Raw genomic sequence first — 16,909 nt, 5'->3', positions numbered from 1 at the left:
GAACTTTCTTTTATTTGAGTAAAGGGACTTCGTTACGAAGTCTCCTCTACTTTTTGCTACCGAACCAACCTCTATTTCGGAAGTATAAAGCAATGGACGAACCTACTCCAATCATTAGGACTAGGCATAGAAATATCCATACTTCCACTTGAGCTCTGGAATAACCTCAAAGTTCATCCCATAAAGTCCGGCAATAAATGTCATCGGGATAAAAATGACACTAACCAATGTTAGGGTTTTCATTGTGGCATTGGAGTGGTCAGCTTTAAGTGTCATTTGCAAATTAAAGATGCTGTTCAGATTCTCCTTAAACGTATCCATTGCATTGACAACTCGCGAATAGTTATTCATTAAACTCTTAAAATAGAATCCGTAATCTTCGTTCATATAAGGAAATTCAGAATGCTTCATAGCTTCCATTACACTTTCTTGTGCTTCAATGGCTTGTCTTAAATTGTGTAGTGTCACTTTCCATCGGTATACATCCCTTGCAATCTCGTTTTCAAACGGAACGACGAACACTCTTTTCTCCAAAGTCTGTATTTCATCAGCAATTCGATCAATTATGGTTAAATCAGCAGAAATAATCTTATCAAAAAGTTTAAATAAGATTTTTCCAGGGTGTGACATACGCTCGGAATGTCTGCGAAAATGTTCTTTCAATGAGTAAAGTAAATTGATATTCTCATCTTCTTTTGACACCACATAATTTTCTCCGACCAGGATTGTCACTTTTGCCTGAGTATAATCTTCCTGTATGGCAATCAGTGAAATGATCGCTTCGTTCTTAAAAACGTCAATCTTTGCAATATCACTAAATTCAAGTAAACCTTCTTTAGATAAGGGATGAATGTCCAAGGATTGTATAAAGGTAGTAAATTGATCTTTCTTTGATGGACTAAAGTGGATCCATACCATATCGTCCTTCTCTGAGGGTAATGCTAGCTGTTCTTCTTCTGTTATCTGTTGACCATGGGCGATATATTTAAGCGCATTTTCATCTCCAATCTGAGTGTTGTCCTTGCCTTTTTTAGGATCCCGAAATTCAACCTAATCATGCAATTTCAAAAACTCATTGAAGAAAAAAACCAGTAAATGTTATTTTAGTAAAATAGCCCTACTTAAAAGATGTATTATAAATAAATATATGAACAAAATAAGAGTAAGTAAAATATTTACAGTGACTGTGGAAAAAGAGGAATTGATCATGCATCTTCTGTTAGCTCTCTCATTAATCGTCATTATATGGGTGACAAAAGCCTATAAAGACATAGGTAAATATAGTCTCACCATCTATTATGTGATTACCAGTAATTTGCTTTATAATGTTCTTTGTAAAGATTATCTCTTGTGGGAATACAAGCCAGACTTTCTACCAAAATCTCATGTTTTTGCTGAATTGCTCCATACATTTATTACGCTCCCTGCAATTACTCTCTTATTTCTCACAAGTTACCCATATGGACTTCGTAAATTAGTCCAAGCTGGGTATATCACAAAATGGGTAGGAAAATCCTTATTGGTTGAAGCACTTTTTTTACTAGCAGACAGGCTGATTCTTCATAATGGATATCAGACTTGGATGGAGATTCCTTTCTACTTAAATATGTACGGTATGCTCCGCCTTCACCAGAGTAAACCAATACTAACGTACATTCTTTCTATCGGGCTAATAGCCTTCCTACTATGGTACTTTAAGGTTCCGATTACATGAGGAAACGTTCTTTATCTTAAACGTTTCCTTTTGTTTTGTAAAAATGTAGAGGATTTTGGATGTGAAAGGAGAAGGAATACGTAAAGGGGGAATTCTTTTGACAAATAAAGCAGATTGTCTATTTTGTAATGTAATAGAAGATCATGATATGGAGATTTCCTTAGAAAATGAGACATGCTATTTTTTAAGGAAGGAAAGTGAGCAAGATGTTTTAGTAGGAAGTGGATTAATTATACCGAAAAAGCATAAAGAGAATGTTTTTGAACTCTCAAAAGAAGAGTGGGAGGACACATGGAATTTATTACAAAGGGCAAGAGAGCTATTGGATGAAACATTCAGTCCTGATGGATACAGTATCGGATGGAATACAGGTAAAGCAGGTGGGCAGTCCGTTTTTCACTCACATCTTCATGTTATACCAAGATTCTATGATGAGCCTTTTGCTGGAAAGGGCATTAGACATTGGATTAAAAAACAGGAAAATAAGCGAGATTTAAATACATAAAACGAAGAGAGCCCTCACTAAAAATGTGTGGGTTCTTTTATCATCAATCTCTTGTTACATAAGTTGCAACAATGAAATCATGAACGCCTCTTTTATCATCACGTATGGCAACCATGAAAATGCTGACAATGGCTGCAATTCCGAGTGTAACAGCATACACTCACAATTGAAGAAAAAATAATTCGATAGTTTCATTCATACCTCCAGGTAGAAAAATATTTTCATATTTTAAAGAATCGAGGACATATACCTAAAAAACCTGTCGAAGTCTATTGCAGGGAAGAAAGAATATAAAAAAGGGAGAATATAAAATGAAACTAACAAGCAAAATTGTCAGTGTATTAACAAGCAGCATACTCGTTACAACGCTTGCTTTAACGGTTGAGACAGGTCATGTATTTGCTAACGTAACGACTGGGGCAGAACTACCTGTGGTTCAAATAGGACCATCAACAGAGGCAACTGATACTACAACTGTAACAGATTCAGAAACTGAGGTTACTACTGAACTACCAGTAACAGAGGGTACTACTGAAGATACTGTACTAGCTGAAACTAACGATGACGATACAGTTCTTGAAGAAAATGAATCTAAAGAAGAAGAGACAACTTCAACTTTAGTTCCAGGGGACTTTTTCTATTTTGTTAAAATGATGACTGAAAAGATTCGATTAGCCGTTACGTTTGATGATTATAAGAAAGCAAAGCTTTTAGCAGAGTTTGCTGCGGAACGCATTTCTGAAGCAAATTCATTAATGAATGCTGGAAAAACGGAAGAAGCTGCTACCCTTTTGCAAGTGGCAATTGACACACAAGACCAGGCTGGGGATCAGCTAGGTGAACCGGAAATAGAAACTGGTGAAGAGTCAGTTGTTGAAGGAACTAAAGAAAATACAACTGGAGAAACGACTGGAACTGTGGAAGCCCCAGGAGAAGTGCAATTGCCAGAGGTTAACTTAGTTCAAGGTAAGCTTGCTGCGAACGTTGATGCATTGCTGTTGGCATTGGCAAAAGTAGAAAACCCAAATGCTCAGAAGGCATTGATGAAAAATATTCAAAAGTCTTTTGAAAAACTAGGGAAAAAACTAGGAAAACGTGATAAGGCCATAGTGAAATTCGAAAAGGAAATCAAAAAAATTGAGGATAAGCTCTCTGGCGGAGACATTTCCGGTGAAGAGGCAAATGAAGAAATAGAAGAGCTTAAAGAAGAACTTGATGAAGAGAAAGCTGAGATTGAGGAAGATGTAGAAGAAGAGCTTGAAGAAATAGAAGAGAACGTTGCTGAAGCGACAACCAAAGTAAATGAAGATAAAAATGAAGCAGCAAAGAAGGCTGAAGAGCAAAAGCGCGAAATGGCAAAAAAAGCGGAAGAGAAAAAACAAGAAGAACTGAAGAAGCAACAGGAAGAAATGAAAAAACAAGCTGAAAAGAAACAAAAAGAAGCAAAAAAAGCAGCAGAACAAAAACGTGAGACTGATAAAAAGGCAGAGGAACAAAAGCGTGAAAAGAATAAAAAAGGTAAAGACGATGACAATGATGAATACGAAGAAGACGAAGAAGACGACGATGAAGATGACAATGACAGCGATGATTAATAGTTTTGTAGAAAGGCACCTGATGAATCAGGTGTCTTTTATTTATATTTAGTTGTTATGTAATGTTTTTTAAAGGAAATGACTAAATAATAGAGAAAAGAACTAGTAACAGAGTCTGTTCAAAAAGGAGGACAAAAAGAGCAAAGAAGTTCGAGGAAGCGAAGTCTTGAGCACCGGAGCGTATGTTTTGTATACGTGAGGAGCGGAGAGACGAGCTGACGAAGAAATTTGAAGCTATTTTTGCCGGACTTTTTGAACACCCTCTAACAGTAATTAATGAAGGAGATGAGTTAATTATGACTACTAAATTATTTTACCAAGATGCTTACAAACAATCATTTACAACTGAAGTATCGCAACAACAAAAAGATGAAGCGGGAAACTGGTATGTGATTTTACAAGAAACCGCCTTCTATCCAACCGGAGGGGGACAGCCATTTGATAAAGGTACACTAAACGACCAAACCGTGCTAAATGTTGAAGAGATAGAGGGGGAAATTCGCCACTATGTTGAGCAACCCCTTGAGAATCAAAATATTGAAGGTGTCATTGATTGGGACAGACGTTTTGATCATATGCAACAGCATGCAGGTCAGCATATTCTCTCGGCAGCTTTTTCTGAACTATTTGGATATGAAACGATAAGCTTTCATTTGGGGAAAGAAAAGTTGACGATTGATCTGGAAATAGAACAGTTAAGCGAGGAAGAAATCCAGAGAGCTGAAACGTTAGCAAATCAAATTATTTCTGAAAATCATCCCATTGAAACGAAGTGGGTGACTAGTGAAAAAATCTGCCAATATCCTCTTAGAAAACAGCCTACTGTGACGGAAGGTATCCGACTAGTAATCATTTCTAATTTTGATTACAACGGTTGCGGTGGGATTCACCCTGATTCAACTGGTGCTGTTTTTGCCATCAAAATACTGGATTATGAACGACAAAAAAAGAAAGTTCGTGTGCGATTTATATGCGGAAACCGTGTGTTAGTCCAGTTTCAACAGAAGAATAAAGTGATTAAAGAAGTAAGCAATCTTATAAGTGCCCCTGAGGAAGATGTATCCATGACAATTAAACGTATATTGGAGCGAAATGCAGAGCTTGAAAGAGCATTAGAGCAAACTAGCGATAAACTTCTTCAATTCGAAGCTCGGGATATGCTAGTACATAGATTAGATAACAACGTTAGTAGAGTCTACGAAAATAGAACCATTCAGGAACTCCAAAAAATAGCACGCTACATAGTAAGGGAGGCAGGAGAGGTCTTCGTTTTCCTAGTGACAGAGAATGCTGGGAGTATTCAGATGGTATTCTCACGAGGTGAATCTGCAAACATCAATATGAAGCACCTCATGGCAGAGGTACTTCCTCTTATTAATGGAAAAGGTGGAGGCAGTGAGTCGATGGCACAAGGAGGAGGAGAACAAATTTTAACAGGAGCGGATATTCTAAGCATTGTATTAAAAAAGATGAATTCCATAGAGTAGTTAATACCTGAGAAAAGTAGGAACTTAAAAAGACTAATTATGTTTTTTGGAGAGTGATCTAAATTTTCTTTGCCATTATGCTCTTTATACTTGCTGGACTGTCAGAAATTGGTGGGGGTTATCTCATCTGGTTATGGATCAAAGAAGGAAAACCTTTGTGGTACGGAATTGTCGGAAGTGTGATCTTGGTCTCCTATGGAATTATTCCTACATTGCAAAGCTTTCCTTCGTTTGGAAAGGTTTATGCGGCTTATGGAGGAGTATTTATCGTTTTAGCCGTTTTATGGGGATGGGGAATGGATAAGAAAACACCAGATTTTTATGATTTCCTTGGAGCGAGCATTTGTTTGATTGGCGTATCTATTATCTTGTGGGCACCTAGGCATTGAAAAAAACGGAAGATGGCTCATCCGTTTTTTCTATGTCCATTCTTATTCTTCAATAAACGGTGCATCCTTTAAATGGCTAGTATGCTCTCTCATATGATAATGAAACTGACCGTAATGAACCCATGCTATTGGGAACTGTAAAACAAGCTCGTTTCGCTTATCATGAACCGAAACATGTTTTTTGTTATATTCTATTTTTCTGATTTCAGATAGCGGTACTTTTTTTTCATTCTTCCCTCTAGCAAACACTAAATTTTGACCGACTATAGATACTTTGCTTGTTTTATTTTTCCTTAATTGGAGGATGGTTATCGTACCAGCAATACTTACTAAAATGATAGGGAAAACAAAATTTTCTATTGCTAAGCCTTCTGTGAAAGCTTTAAGCCATTGTGTAATAAGTATGGCATAGAAAAACCAGAGCCATTTACTTAGCTTAGGAGAGCTTGCATAATGAACATAGCTATCATAATTCTGCCTTGCTTGCTCACGATCCTCGAAAAATTTCTCCTTATGTTGTTCAATAGTAGCGGAGTCAAACTCAATAAACTCAGTGTAGGTCCCGTCCCACATGTGTACTGAGTCGTCACCGTCCTCCAATTCAAAGCCACCAACCCAGGCCATGTAGGTACATTCAGATTCCTTAAAACTCAGTAAATAATACCGAACAGGCTGACCATACGTATTTTCAGTTTCAAGATGATCGACAACATTGATATCCTCTGGGAATTTATCATTCTCATCTTCTTCAACCTGAAGATTCGTAATATATGAAAATAAATGTCCTTTTGCAAGAAGCATTTGCTTACCTTCCATTATTGGGAAAAGATGCTCTTTATTGTTTCGGTGCAAATCCCAATAGAGAAATTCTGCACTTTCAATAGAGGTAGCAGAAGCATGTAAAAGAATTGGATCAATAGGTATGTTTTTGGCAACACAAACAAGTAGTGCTTCTGTCATAATTAATGAGTCGTTGAAGTAGAGGGCCTCGAGTAGTTCTTTTTCTGTTTCAGGCGTGAAGTAATACTCCATTAAGTTTAGTAATTTTCTCATTTGATTCCGGATCATAAAATAACTATCTTTCCATGATTTATAAACGTAATCTACTCTATATTCTTCGTTATATGCTAAGTAGGATTCTTTAACAATCTTGTAATCCTGAAGCAAGATAGGGAGAAGTCTAGTTTTTTGAAAGCCTGTCTCTAAACTAGAAGAATTTAAAGCTAGTAACAAATCATAAAACATATATTTATAATGATCAGAGTGGAATAAATCCAAATTCTTCTCAAGTATTCCTTTAACCAAAACAGGAAATGGGGCTAATTGATGAACAGGAAAGATGATTTCTTCATTTTTAACTAGTTGATCAATTTTTTCAATTAGCTCGAAAAATATACGCTCATCTTCAGTTGAAAGTAGGAATACGAGCGCTCTTTCTTTTGCGTGTAAGTGAAAACCGTCAAATTGTGTAAGAATAGCCTTAACAATCTCTTCCATTGGAAAATCAGAAAGGAAATCGACTAGATAATAAGAAGGATTGTCCCAAGTATCAACAGAGTCAGGAAAATTACTAGCTGCTAATGTAGCCATATCTTTTAGTAGATCAATCTGAATCTCTAGACCCTCTTTTAGCTTATATTCATTAAGTTTATCAAGTGCTTCATAGCGCTTAGAAGGATCTTTACTTTTAAGCTGCTTCATTATATTTCTGAGTTTCAATTCAACCATTGGATTCTCACCCTTTTTTACCAGAGTTTTAATAACCGTTTTGACTATCTATTTTCTTTCACCTTAACTAGAATCTCTACGCATAGTTTGTGAGTGTTTATCACGAAAAAATAGGGTTATTCAAAATTAAAGTTCTGAAATAAAAGAATACTACTATTCTGGCTTCTAAAAAAATCAAAAGAACATACCCCGTGTTTTTTTAGTTCTACCCCCAGAATTAGTAAGGGAAATTCGAAAGGTATAGTATAGAGGACTTTCCCTTTAGGAGGATGTAAATGTTCGTATCGAGTCGGGATATTGATAAACTACTAGAGGCTACCGTGCATTTCGAAGAAGATGAAAAGTTTTGTTTATTGTTGTTTAAGATCGATATTGATTTATTACTTGAACGTACTCAAGATTGGTAAGAGCTGGGCTAATACGCCTAGCTCTTTGCATTTTTTTTGAAGCCATATACCTACATAAACGGATTCATGCCTTTTCCGAATTCTTCAACAATAAATGCTATATAGGAAATTTGATCATCATTTAAATGAAATTTTTCTTTCACTTTATTCTCTAGGTTGGAAGTAACTCGTCTCTTTCCGAGTTCAACTAGTGCAATTAAGGAATAGCTACAATTGACCGCCTTCGCAAATTCTCGTTGGTTCATTTTATAGTGTATCCTAATGGATTTAATGATTTCTTTTTTCATGATATCCCACCTCGGAAATTTCTACTATGTTAACAATATAGCAAAATACACCAAAATGGAACTAGGAAAATGGGGTAAAGGTAGATGATTTTTTGCGAATCCAAATTTTTAAACTACTTTCGAAGTCCTTTATCTACAACAAAATACTGAAAACCATACATAATTAATGCTTTATTCAAAAAAAGTAAAAGTAATTGATATTTCTTTAATTTTTCTAGTTTCATAATTCCTATTTTTTTGGCGAAAAAATAAAAAGGATAAGCAAAAAAAGAACCTGATACTAGATTTAACAACATATACAGCCAGAACTTACCGTACGTTAATTTAAGAATGAGAAGCGAGCCTGTGAGAAATGGCCCGAAAATAAGCGATGTTTCACCAGGTAACATCGGAATAACTTTCTTGAGAATAACCCACCAATTTCTTTTCTTTGCAATATAGCTTTCGAAATAAATAATCATTTGAATAAAAACAACAGATGGAGTGAACTTTTTAAAAGATTTCTTGCCTACTAGTGGAAAGAACAACCAAGATACACATATCATAGCCCATAAAAAAAATGTAGAACGACGCATGGAAGGATTCACCTGCTTATAGTAGTTTATGCTGCTTACTATTACCAAATTTCCTAGTATTATGTGTTTTTATGCGAAGTGTTCATTGAGAGTTTTCACTATCATGCTTTATCTTCCTCAAAAAAAATGATTAAAAACTGAAACTCATTGCTTACTTAAATCGTAGTAAATAGTAGATAAAAAATATGAACAGAAAGAAGGTAGTATAATGAAAAACTCGCATGAAATAGAATATAAGCTTCACGGAGATGATATGCAATTTGTTGAAATTGAATTAGATCCAGGCGAAAGTGCTATTGCTGAGGCTGGCGGGATGATGATGATGGAAGATGGTATCGAAATGGAAACCATTTTTGGTGATGGTTCAGATGCAAACCAAGGAAAGGGACTCTTTGGAAAGCTAGTGGGAGCAGGGAAACGTGTTATAACAGGCGAAAGTTTATTTATGACCGTTTTTTCAAATAAAGGGAGTGGAAAAAGACGTGTTTCCTTTGCTGCACCATATCCAGGTAAAATCATTCCGATTGACCTATCCGAGCTTGGTGGAAAAGTGATTTGTCAAAAGGATGCCTTTCTATGTGCAGCAAAAGGAGTTTCTATCGGTATTGATTTTCAAAAGAAACTGGGGACAGGATTTTTCGGAGGAGAAGGATTCATCATGCAAAAGCTTGAGGGTGACGGACTTGCCTTCTTACATGCAGGAGGTACGATCTACCGTCGTGACCTTCAGCCTGGTGAAAAGCTCCGAGTGGATACAGGTTGCTTAGTTGGGATGACAAAGAATGTCGACTATGATATCGAGTTTGTAGGGAAAGTGAAAACAGCTTTTTTCGGTGGAGAAGGATTATTTTTTGCCACAGTTCGAGGGCCAGGTACAGTATGGATTCAGTCCTTACCATTTAGTAGACTAGCTGATCGAATCTATGCAAGTTCTCCTAAAAACGGAGGCCGTTCCGTTGGAGAAGGAAGCGTTTTGGGTGGTCTTGGTGGTCTCCTAAATGGGGATAATAGATAGTTTCTGAGATTGTTAATTAATTACAAGGGGAGACTATAAATGTTATTGAGAAGATATATGTCCTTAATTGGTATCGGGTCAGCAAGAGTTGACTTAGTTCTAGAGAAAGAAAATGTGCGACCTGGTGATAGTATGACGGGCACATTTAACATAAACGGCGGTACCATAGAACAACAAATCAAGAGAATTGAATGTGATTTAGTTAAAACTAGTATAAAAACGGGTAGCGAAGAAGTAGTAGATTCTATGATCATATTAACGGCAAAACTAATCAACTCGGAGGAAACTTCAAACATTCCATTCACATTCTTTATTCCTCCAACTCTTGAGGCATCTTGTGCAAGCCTTTCTTACCGCTTTCAAACAAGAATGATTTTCCAAGAAGGGGTAAAAAGTATGGATCAGGATGTGATTATTGTTTTGCCAGCTTCATAGCTTTAAAAGGGAGTTGTTGGAAGGGATGTTTAAAGTTCTAAGTAGACTGCAATTTATTTTCAAATTTTGGAGATTTATTCCCTTTTTAGGTGATTATTTTTTAACAAATGAAGTGAAGTTGAAAAATAAACTTTTGTATGTACTTCTAATAACAGGATATATTCTCTTTCCATTCGATCTACTACCAGATTTTCTAGCGGGAATAGGTGTTATTGACGATGTGATTGTGGCTGGATTTTTTTTAGATAGACTGGTTAAAGGTGCACCAACTAGCTTAAAAGAAAAGCATAAGCTTTTATAAAATGTTTGACAAAAAAGAGACTCTCAGTTCAAAAGCTCGAGAGTCTCTTACTCTTGAAAAAATTATGATAAAGGTAATTCCTCTTATATATAGAAGTAATTCAAGAAACATGCAAGAAATTTAAGGAGGAAAATCATGCACCAAGCACCAGGAGAAGTTAAAGTCCCAAACGAAGTAAAACTAATTTTAGACGAATATAAGCATCTTTTGGATCTGAAACTACCTGGTCAAGCAAAACGAACTTACCAAGAGAGGTTTAAATCTATGACACGGCCTAAGGATGCTAAACTAAACAGTAGAGTAGTAACAAAATTCAAACACCACATACAATCCCACCTGAAAGATGATGATTTTAAGTCTTTATTTTTGAATTTTTTTGAGGAGGATTATATACAAAAAACTTTTAATCCGAATGACCGTTATAAAATTCAAAAATTTTTTAAGGAGTTCATTGTAACAATATTTGGGAACTATACTATTGAATTGAACTCATCTCTTGGGATCAGTATTGTCAAAGTATGAAGCGAATTCGTATTCAAAGTTGGGAAGACCAGGAAAAATGGGACCTGAAGCAAATTCAAAAAGTGGCAAGAAAAATGTTGGCGGACTTTTATCATTACATATCAGAAAATAAACCTTTGGATACTAAAGGCATAACTGAAATTAAGGAAAATAAAAATTTCCTAATTTGGCAAGAACGAAAGTCCTCAAAAATGAACGCTTTTCTGAGCGAGTATCTGTTGGATAGAATCGGTACCAACTTCCCTCTTGAGAGTTCATTTAATCAACTACATTTTATTCCAGGTGATGATAAAAGGTATCCTATCATACTTAACTTAAACATTATTTATAATGACGAAATAAAGAACTTGCTTTTAGGGTTTTATTTTAGTGAGGCTCAAAGCATTACATTTGGGAACAATCTAACATGGCGGTAAGCACGGTTGCAAACAATATTTATATAATTATAGAATTTCTGAATTTTATCTCTAACTATAAACAATTAAACAAAATTTATGGAAATAAATATGTTGATGCGGATTTGTTGGAACAATGGAGTTTCTATATTAGTAGTAAATTAACATCTACAAGAAATCATTATATCAAGCGTTGTAAGAGTTATTTGAAATTTTATAAAGATAAATATCAAATTCCACAATTGTTAATAGATTCTCTCATTAAAAAACCACAAGATTACAATGGTGGTCATCCTATGACTAAACATGATATAGATTTATTTTCTGGAAAGTTCCAAGAACTAAGAACACGTGGTATTACTGAAGAACTTTGTTATATAATTTTCATTTTGTCTGCGACTACCAAACTTCGCTCAGGGGAAATATTAGCGTTAGAAAGAGATTGTGTTTTAGAGAAATTTGAGCGAACTTGTGTAATTCAATATTACACAAAAGTATCAGGCGGCGAAAAATTATTTGAACTTTAAGACATACAAGACAGTAAAAGAAAAAGATTGGGAATGGACTAGAAGCTTTATTACTGAAAACGCACTATTGGCTTATAAAACTCTTACTGGAATTTTCAGAGAAAAAAGAAGGTCACAATACTTATATATTAAAGAAGATGGGACCGGAGTATCAAAAACTTTATTACGTTATCGTCTAATAGAATTCTTTTATCGTCATCAAAATGAATTACAGCTCGATAAAATTATCGACCACGAGGAAAGTCAATATTCTGTAACAAGAAAGCGAAATCTCCCATCTGCAAAGTATATTCCAGATGACGAAATGGATAAATATGTATACTACGTTACTTTCCATCAATATAGAGTCGTACTAGCATCGATTCTTTACAATAAGGGATATAATCTAGATTTCATTCGCCAACATATGAATCATTTATCTGAAGCAATGACCCAACATTATATTCGACTTAAAGATATGGGAAAATTAGAGGTAAATGCTGTCGAAACGTTGCAGAAGAGAGCATCAAGGACGGTTCGATACTTATCACTGATGTAAACGAATCCTCTGAAAAATATATAAGGGACGAACTTCAATCTGAACAATATCAAGAAATTTATGACCAGATAAATAAGTTCTTGAAAAAGAATAAACTTAATATTTTCACAGATATAAATGAGATCGTAGCAAGACTATCAAGAACTGATAACCCGATTGCGGATACGGAACTAGGTATATGTGCGAAGTCCTTCAATAAACTTTGCGAACGAAATGAATATATATCAAGTATTAATGATGCTTATTATCTCGGTGTTCAGATTCATTCGCTAGATGATTTACCCTATTCGATTAATAGATTTCAAGAAAAAGCAAGCATCATTGCATATAATGAAAACTTGTATAAAAAAAATCCGAAATACCGTAATGAATTTGAAAGAGAATTAAAAGGTATAAAAAAGTATATTGAGCGAAAGTTGAAACCAGAGTTAATGTTACTTATAAGCGAAATTGATGAATTTGGAGTTGAAGGCATTTATAACAAATACCCTAATTTGGTGGAAATTATCGGGAGGATTAGAGATATTGAAAAGGAAGTGCAAGAATGGAGCAGAAAGAGCTTATTGCTGCAACTCAGCAACGTCTAAAGCAATTTGATTTAAACGATTTAAATCTTTATAAGGAAACGACTCAAGAGCAGTTTATTACGATTGAACAATATTTTCTCCAAACCGAAGTACGGATCAATAGAACGCTTGAAGAAATTAAGTCGATAAATCTCAATATTCGAGGGGTATGTAAGGAGATAAATATTTCAAAAAGTACAGTCTATAATAATCCGAATACATTGCGTTTATATATTGAAAAGCGCATTGAAGACATTGAAAAGAAAGACCTATTTTCCAAAAACAAACAAGGAAAGACACAGGAGCGAATGTCAGAACTTGAAGCTGCTCTTGATAATTTCATAATAGACCAAATAGAATTTAATAATTTGAAAGTCCATAATGAACACTTGCAAGATGAGGTTAATCGACTAGCCGAAAAAAATGAGTTAATGGCCTCGGAACGTGTAGAGCTTGTTAAAAAACTAAATGGTATGGATTTAGAACTTAGGCGCTTAAGAAATAAAAAGGGAAATGTCGTTTCGTATAATCAGGATAAAGTTAAAGTATGATTTTTCCAATTCCAATGGGATTGGATCCTTTTTATAATATCTATCCTTTCGGCTCTCCGGAATAATTGGTAGTTAGCCATCTAATGAAATTATCCATAGATAGTAAATAGGTGAACTGTACGACAATTATTTACAACAGGTGGATTCTAATATTTCTCATGCCCCATTAAACTCTGGATCACTTCAAGTGGTGCACCATTGTTCAATAAATGTGTGGCGTAAGTGTGCCTTAGTTGGTGGGGATGGATTTCTTTATCAATACCTGCACGACTGGATATACGTTTTATGACATACCTCATTTGTGGGATACTCATACGATGAGGAAATCGTTCTGTGACAAAGATTGCAGGGTCTTTATCTGTTCTACTATTTATGTATCGTTTTAACCAAATGTCACACAGAATATTAAAATACACTTCTCTCTCCTTATCTCCTTTACCTCGGACAATGGCAGAGCGCTCTGACCAATTGATACAGTTTTTATCCAGGGAAACAATTTCTCCTATACGGCACCCTGTTGAGAACATGATTTCGAATAAAGCCTTCTCTATTGATGTTAAACAAGATTCTCGTAAATGCTCAATTTCCCTTTCGGTTAAAAATTTTGGAATACGTTTACCTACTTTTGTTATTAATATTTGCAGCTGGATTTCTAGGAATATGTCCTTCTTCATGTGTCCATCGAAACAATGACTTCATAAAACGAATCGGATGAGCAAGGCTGGACGGCTTTAGATGCTCGCTAGATTCAGATAGATATTGTTTTAATTGATCTGTTGTAAGGGTACCAATCTCCATGTCATTAAAATAGCGATTAAGAAGTGTCGCTTGAAGTCGGTAGGCTTTTAATGTATGAGGAGAAAACCCCTCAATCCTTTTATCAGATTCATATTTTTCCCATGCTTTCGATAATAACAATTTAATTCCTCCTCAATGAAAAACATATTTTTAAAGGAATTATTGACCTTTTTATCGAAATGATGATTACGGCCAATCAAATGTACCAATAGTGACATAGTTCTTACCACCGAGTGACAATGAATGTACCAGTAAGTGCCAGAGAGTTTACCAATCTCCTTTCTATATAATTAATGAGCTCACCCTCTAGTGTGACATTTTTTATGTAGGAGGTTTTTTTTGTGATTTATTATCGAAAGATTCTTGAATTAAACGATGAGGGAATCAGTCAATGGGAATTACCAGATTTGCATCTTTATGATAAAAATAACCGTTTTTAAATCTTTTGCCTTTCGTTAATGTAACATTAAGCAAAGCTGTAATACTTTCTGTTACTAAGAGAGGTTCATCAGGGAATGTTCCATTTGAACTAAAACGTTCCATGACATAAGAGGATAAGAGAATTCAATTTGATTGTATTCTCTTATGTCATCCGTGGTACCGCCAAAAAACCGAGAAAATTCAGTCATTTTTTTCGCCTGCCTTTCTATCGAGGTATTGCTCAATCTATTCCTACTGATACTGATACAGAAAATGATGTTTCAATAATAAAAAGAAGTAGTTTTCCAAATTAATAGTAGTTTTCCAAATTAATAGTTCTATTTCAATTTTTTTCCTTTACAATAAAAGTGCATGCAAAAAAAGATAAAGGGGAATGGAAATGAAAAAGAAATTTTTATTAGTAGCAATATTGGCAAGTGTTATATTTGGCGGTGTTTTTCCAAGTTTAACTAGTGCTAGCAGTACAGAAAAAACAGATCAAGAAATTATGCAAGAACAAATTGATGGATTTGAACAAATTGAAAAAGAAATTCAAGAAAATCGTTCAGAAGTAATCAAACAAGATAAAGGACTTTCAACAAGCAGTGTAAAAACTGGACTTTCAACAAGCAGTGTAACTGCAACTGGTGGAACCTATCCAACTAGAAAAGGAGTAATTCTAGTAACTCCTCTCTCGTCTACTGGTACTTTAGTAGGGCATGCAGGAATTATCTATAGTTCTACGAGAACGGTTGAATCATTTACAGGAGATGGAGTTCAATACCATAATAATACTTGGAATAGTAGATATATCAAAGTTTATGCTGCTACAACATCTGGAACATCAATAACACAAGATGCAAATGCCGCGAATAGAGCGAGCTCTCATACCGGAAAATCTTATAATTGGGATTTTCTTGCTACAGAAACAACAACAAATTTTTATTGTTCTCAATTGGTATATGAAGCATATAAATATGTAGCAGGTTTAAATTTAAATCAAGCTGGTGGAATTGTTTCACCAATGGATTTAATACAATCTGAAAAGACTTACACTATTTATACTAAAGGTATTTAACATGAAAAAATTATCAAAAACAAACATGTGCTTAGGCATCTGTTTGCTATCTACGATTATTTTTTTACAAGGTTGTTCTATTTTAACAAAAGATAAAATAGATCCTTTTAAATATGGAATTATAAATACGGAATATGATGATGAACCATCAGAAGTAGTCTTATATGATGTAAACGGTAATTATATTTCAAAACATAAAACAAAATATAATGGTGTAATACTTGGATCTTTTATGGAACATCCGATAACAGTTGGTGATAAAGTATACGTAACTGATCCAACTAATGGAAATTTTGCGAATGAACATATTCTAGAATTAGATAAACATACAATGAAATTCAAAAAAATAGAAAATGATCGAAAAATTGGACCAACTACTTTCGCAGTGGATAAAGGATTTGCTTACATGGCCGATAGTGGTCCTCAAGGTACTGCATTAGTTAAAATTAATATTGAAACAAAGGAAGAAATAAATTATATAGAATTTGATGGAGCAACCGATCATATAATTAATTATAAAAACAATTTATATTTATTTAGTAGTAATTTTGATAATCAAGAAATTAGTACTGGATACGTCTATATTATTGATAAAGAAGATTTATCTATAAAAGACACAATTATAGTAGATGATATATCCTATTCTAATGACATGGAAATTATTAATGATGATTTATATATTCTTAAATCATCTAATGGATTAGATACTAGATCTAATGAATTATTAAAAATAAATATAAAAAGTAAAAAAATAGAAAAAATAATCATGCCTTTTGAAAATTTGTTTTATATCCACCATGAAGATGATTTCCTTTATATTGTTCAAGATAATAATCAAAGAGATCAATTAGATAATAAAGTAGCTAAATATAATTTGAAAACAAAAGAAGTACAAGAATTCACAACAGAATTTAAGAATGATGCATCATATGTAAAGGATCATAAATTCATTACATCTGATGGTATTAAAATACAAATATATAAAGTAGATACTTTTGAAAAAGAAAGTGAATTTACTTTAAAAGATACTGGTAAATTTTTTACAACATTTTTTATTAATGATTAATAATGAATAA

Annotated in this window: 21 protein-coding genes and 1 pseudogene; 17 read left to right on the top strand and 5 right to left on the bottom strand. The window is 34.3% G+C overall.

Annotated elements, in window-relative coordinates; genetic code table 11:
* Window positions 1-120: 120 nt before the first annotated feature.
* A complete protein-coding gene (locus ACOI1C_RS10120; RefSeq protein WP_422510417.1) occupies window positions 121-918 on the bottom strand; it encodes a magnesium transporter CorA family protein in 798 nt (265 codons plus the stop codon).
* A gap of 289 nt (window positions 919-1,207) precedes the next feature.
* Here ACOI1C_RS10120 and ACOI1C_RS10115 point away from each other — a divergent pair, with 289 nt between their 5' ends.
* The 5 genes from ACOI1C_RS10115 to ACOI1C_RS10095 all read left to right on the top strand — a co-directional run bounded on the left by ACOI1C_RS10115 (window position 1,208) and on the right by ACOI1C_RS10095 (window position 5,690).
* Window positions 1,208-1,714 carry a CBO0543 family protein gene (locus ACOI1C_RS10115; protein ID WP_422510416.1) on the top strand — a complete coding sequence of 169 codons (507 nt, stop codon included), beginning with the start codon at window positions 1,208-1,210 and terminating at the stop codon, window positions 1,712-1,714.
* 97 nt (window positions 1,715-1,811) lie between these two features.
* On the top strand, window positions 1,812-2,219 hold the full coding sequence (locus ACOI1C_RS10110; RefSeq protein ID WP_422510415.1) for an HIT family protein: 408 nt from the start codon (window positions 1,812-1,814) through the stop codon (window positions 2,217-2,219).
* Between the two features lie 311 nt (window positions 2,220-2,530).
* Window positions 2,531-3,814 carry a DUF5667 domain-containing protein gene (locus ACOI1C_RS10105; protein ID WP_422510414.1) on the top strand — a complete coding sequence of 428 codons (1,284 nt, stop codon included), beginning with the start codon at window positions 2,531-2,533 and terminating at the stop codon, window positions 3,812-3,814.
* Between the two features lie 182 nt (window positions 3,815-3,996).
* A complete protein-coding gene (locus ACOI1C_RS10100) occupies window positions 3,997-5,301 on the top strand; it encodes an alanyl-tRNA editing protein (protein ID WP_422510413.1) in 1,305 nt (434 codons plus the stop codon).
* Between the two features lie 77 nt (window positions 5,302-5,378).
* Complete coding sequence (locus ACOI1C_RS10095; protein WP_422510412.1) at window positions 5,379-5,690, top strand: YnfA family protein; 312 nt, start codon at window positions 5,379-5,381, stop codon at window positions 5,688-5,690.
* A gap of 42 nt (window positions 5,691-5,732) precedes the next feature.
* Here ACOI1C_RS10095 and ACOI1C_RS10090 read toward each other — a convergent pair whose 3' ends face one another.
* The gene (locus ACOI1C_RS10090) at window positions 5,733-7,418 is read right to left on the bottom strand and encodes a hypothetical protein (protein ID WP_422510411.1); all 1,686 of its coding nucleotides are present in this window, start codon (window positions 7,416-7,418) and stop codon (window positions 5,733-5,735) included.
* A gap of 275 nt (window positions 7,419-7,693) precedes the next feature.
* Between ACOI1C_RS10090 and ACOI1C_RS10085 the strand changes: the two genes are divergently transcribed.
* A complete protein-coding gene (locus tag ACOI1C_RS10085) occupies window positions 7,694-7,825 on the top strand; it encodes a hypothetical protein (RefSeq protein ID WP_422510410.1) in 132 nt (43 codons plus the stop codon).
* A 50-nt stretch (window positions 7,826-7,875) separates the two neighbouring features.
* On the opposite strand, the gene ACOI1C_RS10080 is transcribed toward ACOI1C_RS10085, so the two are convergent.
* Complete coding sequence (locus ACOI1C_RS10080) at window positions 7,876-8,112, bottom strand: XRE family transcriptional regulator (RefSeq protein ID WP_422510409.1); 237 nt, start codon at window positions 8,110-8,112, stop codon at window positions 7,876-7,878.
* 113 nt (window positions 8,113-8,225) lie between these two features.
* Complete coding sequence (locus ACOI1C_RS10075; protein WP_422510408.1) at window positions 8,226-8,687, bottom strand: hypothetical protein; 462 nt, start codon at window positions 8,685-8,687, stop codon at window positions 8,226-8,228.
* A gap of 208 nt (window positions 8,688-8,895) precedes the next feature.
* Here ACOI1C_RS10075 and ACOI1C_RS10070 point away from each other — a divergent pair, with 208 nt between their 5' ends.
* The 9 genes from ACOI1C_RS10070 (at window position 8,896) to ACOI1C_RS10030 (ending at window position 13,537) form a co-directional block, all read left to right on the top strand.
* Window positions 8,896-9,702 carry a TIGR00266 family protein gene (locus tag ACOI1C_RS10070; RefSeq protein ID WP_422510407.1) on the top strand — a complete coding sequence of 269 codons (807 nt, stop codon included), beginning with the start codon at window positions 8,896-8,898 and terminating at the stop codon, window positions 9,700-9,702.
* Window positions 9,703-9,741: 39 nt separating this feature from the next.
* Window positions 9,742-10,137, top strand: coding sequence for a sporulation protein (locus ACOI1C_RS10065; RefSeq protein WP_422510406.1), 396 nt, complete (start codon window positions 9,742-9,744; stop codon window positions 10,135-10,137).
* Between the two features lie 25 nt (window positions 10,138-10,162).
* Window positions 10,163-10,438: a YkvA family protein gene (locus ACOI1C_RS10060; RefSeq protein WP_422510405.1), complete on the top strand. Its 276-nt coding sequence runs from the start codon at window positions 10,163-10,165 to the stop codon at window positions 10,436-10,438.
* Window positions 10,439-10,573: 135 nt separating this feature from the next.
* On the top strand, window positions 10,574-10,960 hold the full coding sequence (locus tag ACOI1C_RS10055) for a hypothetical protein (RefSeq protein ID WP_422510404.1): 387 nt from the start codon (window positions 10,574-10,576) through the stop codon (window positions 10,958-10,960).
* 74 nt (window positions 10,961-11,034) lie between these two features.
* Window positions 11,035-11,376, top strand: a complete 342-nt coding sequence (locus tag ACOI1C_RS10050; protein ID WP_422510403.1) for a hypothetical protein — start codon at window positions 11,035-11,037, stop codon at window positions 11,374-11,376.
* The gene (locus ACOI1C_RS10045; protein ID WP_422510402.1) at window positions 11,367-11,882 is read left to right on the top strand and encodes a hypothetical protein; all 516 of its coding nucleotides are present in this window, start codon (window positions 11,367-11,369) and stop codon (window positions 11,880-11,882) included. Before ACOI1C_RS10050 ends, ACOI1C_RS10045 begins: the two co-directional genes overlap by 10 nt.
* Window positions 11,872-12,420 (top strand): tyrosine-type recombinase/integrase, encoded by a 549-nt coding sequence (locus tag ACOI1C_RS10040; protein ID WP_422510401.1) that lies wholly within the window; start codon window positions 11,872-11,874, stop codon window positions 12,418-12,420. The genes ACOI1C_RS10045 and ACOI1C_RS10040 overlap by 11 nt, the downstream gene beginning before the upstream one ends.
* A gap of 80 nt (window positions 12,421-12,500) precedes the next feature.
* Window positions 12,501-13,007 (top strand): hypothetical protein, encoded by a 507-nt coding sequence (locus ACOI1C_RS10035; protein ID WP_422510400.1) that lies wholly within the window; start codon window positions 12,501-12,503, stop codon window positions 13,005-13,007.
* On the top strand, window positions 12,965-13,537 hold the full coding sequence (locus tag ACOI1C_RS10030; RefSeq protein ID WP_422510399.1) for a hypothetical protein: 573 nt from the start codon (window positions 12,965-12,967) through the stop codon (window positions 13,535-13,537). The genes ACOI1C_RS10035 and ACOI1C_RS10030 overlap by 43 nt, the downstream gene beginning before the upstream one ends.
* Window positions 13,538-13,689: 152 nt before the next feature.
* On the opposite strand, the pseudogene ACOI1C_RS10025 reads toward ACOI1C_RS10030, so the two are convergent.
* Window positions 13,690-14,455 (bottom strand): annotated as a pseudogene (locus ACOI1C_RS10025) (tyrosine-type recombinase/integrase); the annotation flags it as partial.
* 700 nt (window positions 14,456-15,155) lie between these two features.
* Between ACOI1C_RS10025 and ACOI1C_RS10020 the strand changes: the two are divergent.
* Window positions 15,156-15,833, top strand: a complete 678-nt coding sequence (locus tag ACOI1C_RS10020; protein ID WP_422510398.1) for a YiiX/YebB-like N1pC/P60 family cysteine hydrolase — start codon at window positions 15,156-15,158, stop codon at window positions 15,831-15,833.
* A 1-nt stretch (window position 15,834) separates the two neighbouring features.
* The gene (locus tag ACOI1C_RS10015; protein WP_422510397.1) at window positions 15,835-16,899 is read left to right on the top strand and encodes a YncE family protein; all 1,065 of its coding nucleotides are present in this window, start codon (window positions 15,835-15,837) and stop codon (window positions 16,897-16,899) included.
* The last annotated feature ends 10 nt before the right edge of the window (window positions 16,900-16,909 follow it).

The organism is Bacillus sp. DJP31, assembly GCF_049310945.1.
Classification (GTDB): Bacteria; Bacillota; Bacilli; order Bacillales; family SA4; genus Bacillus_BS.
Note: the sequence above shows the minus strand (reverse complement) of the source record. Positions and strands in the feature narration are given on the sequence as shown.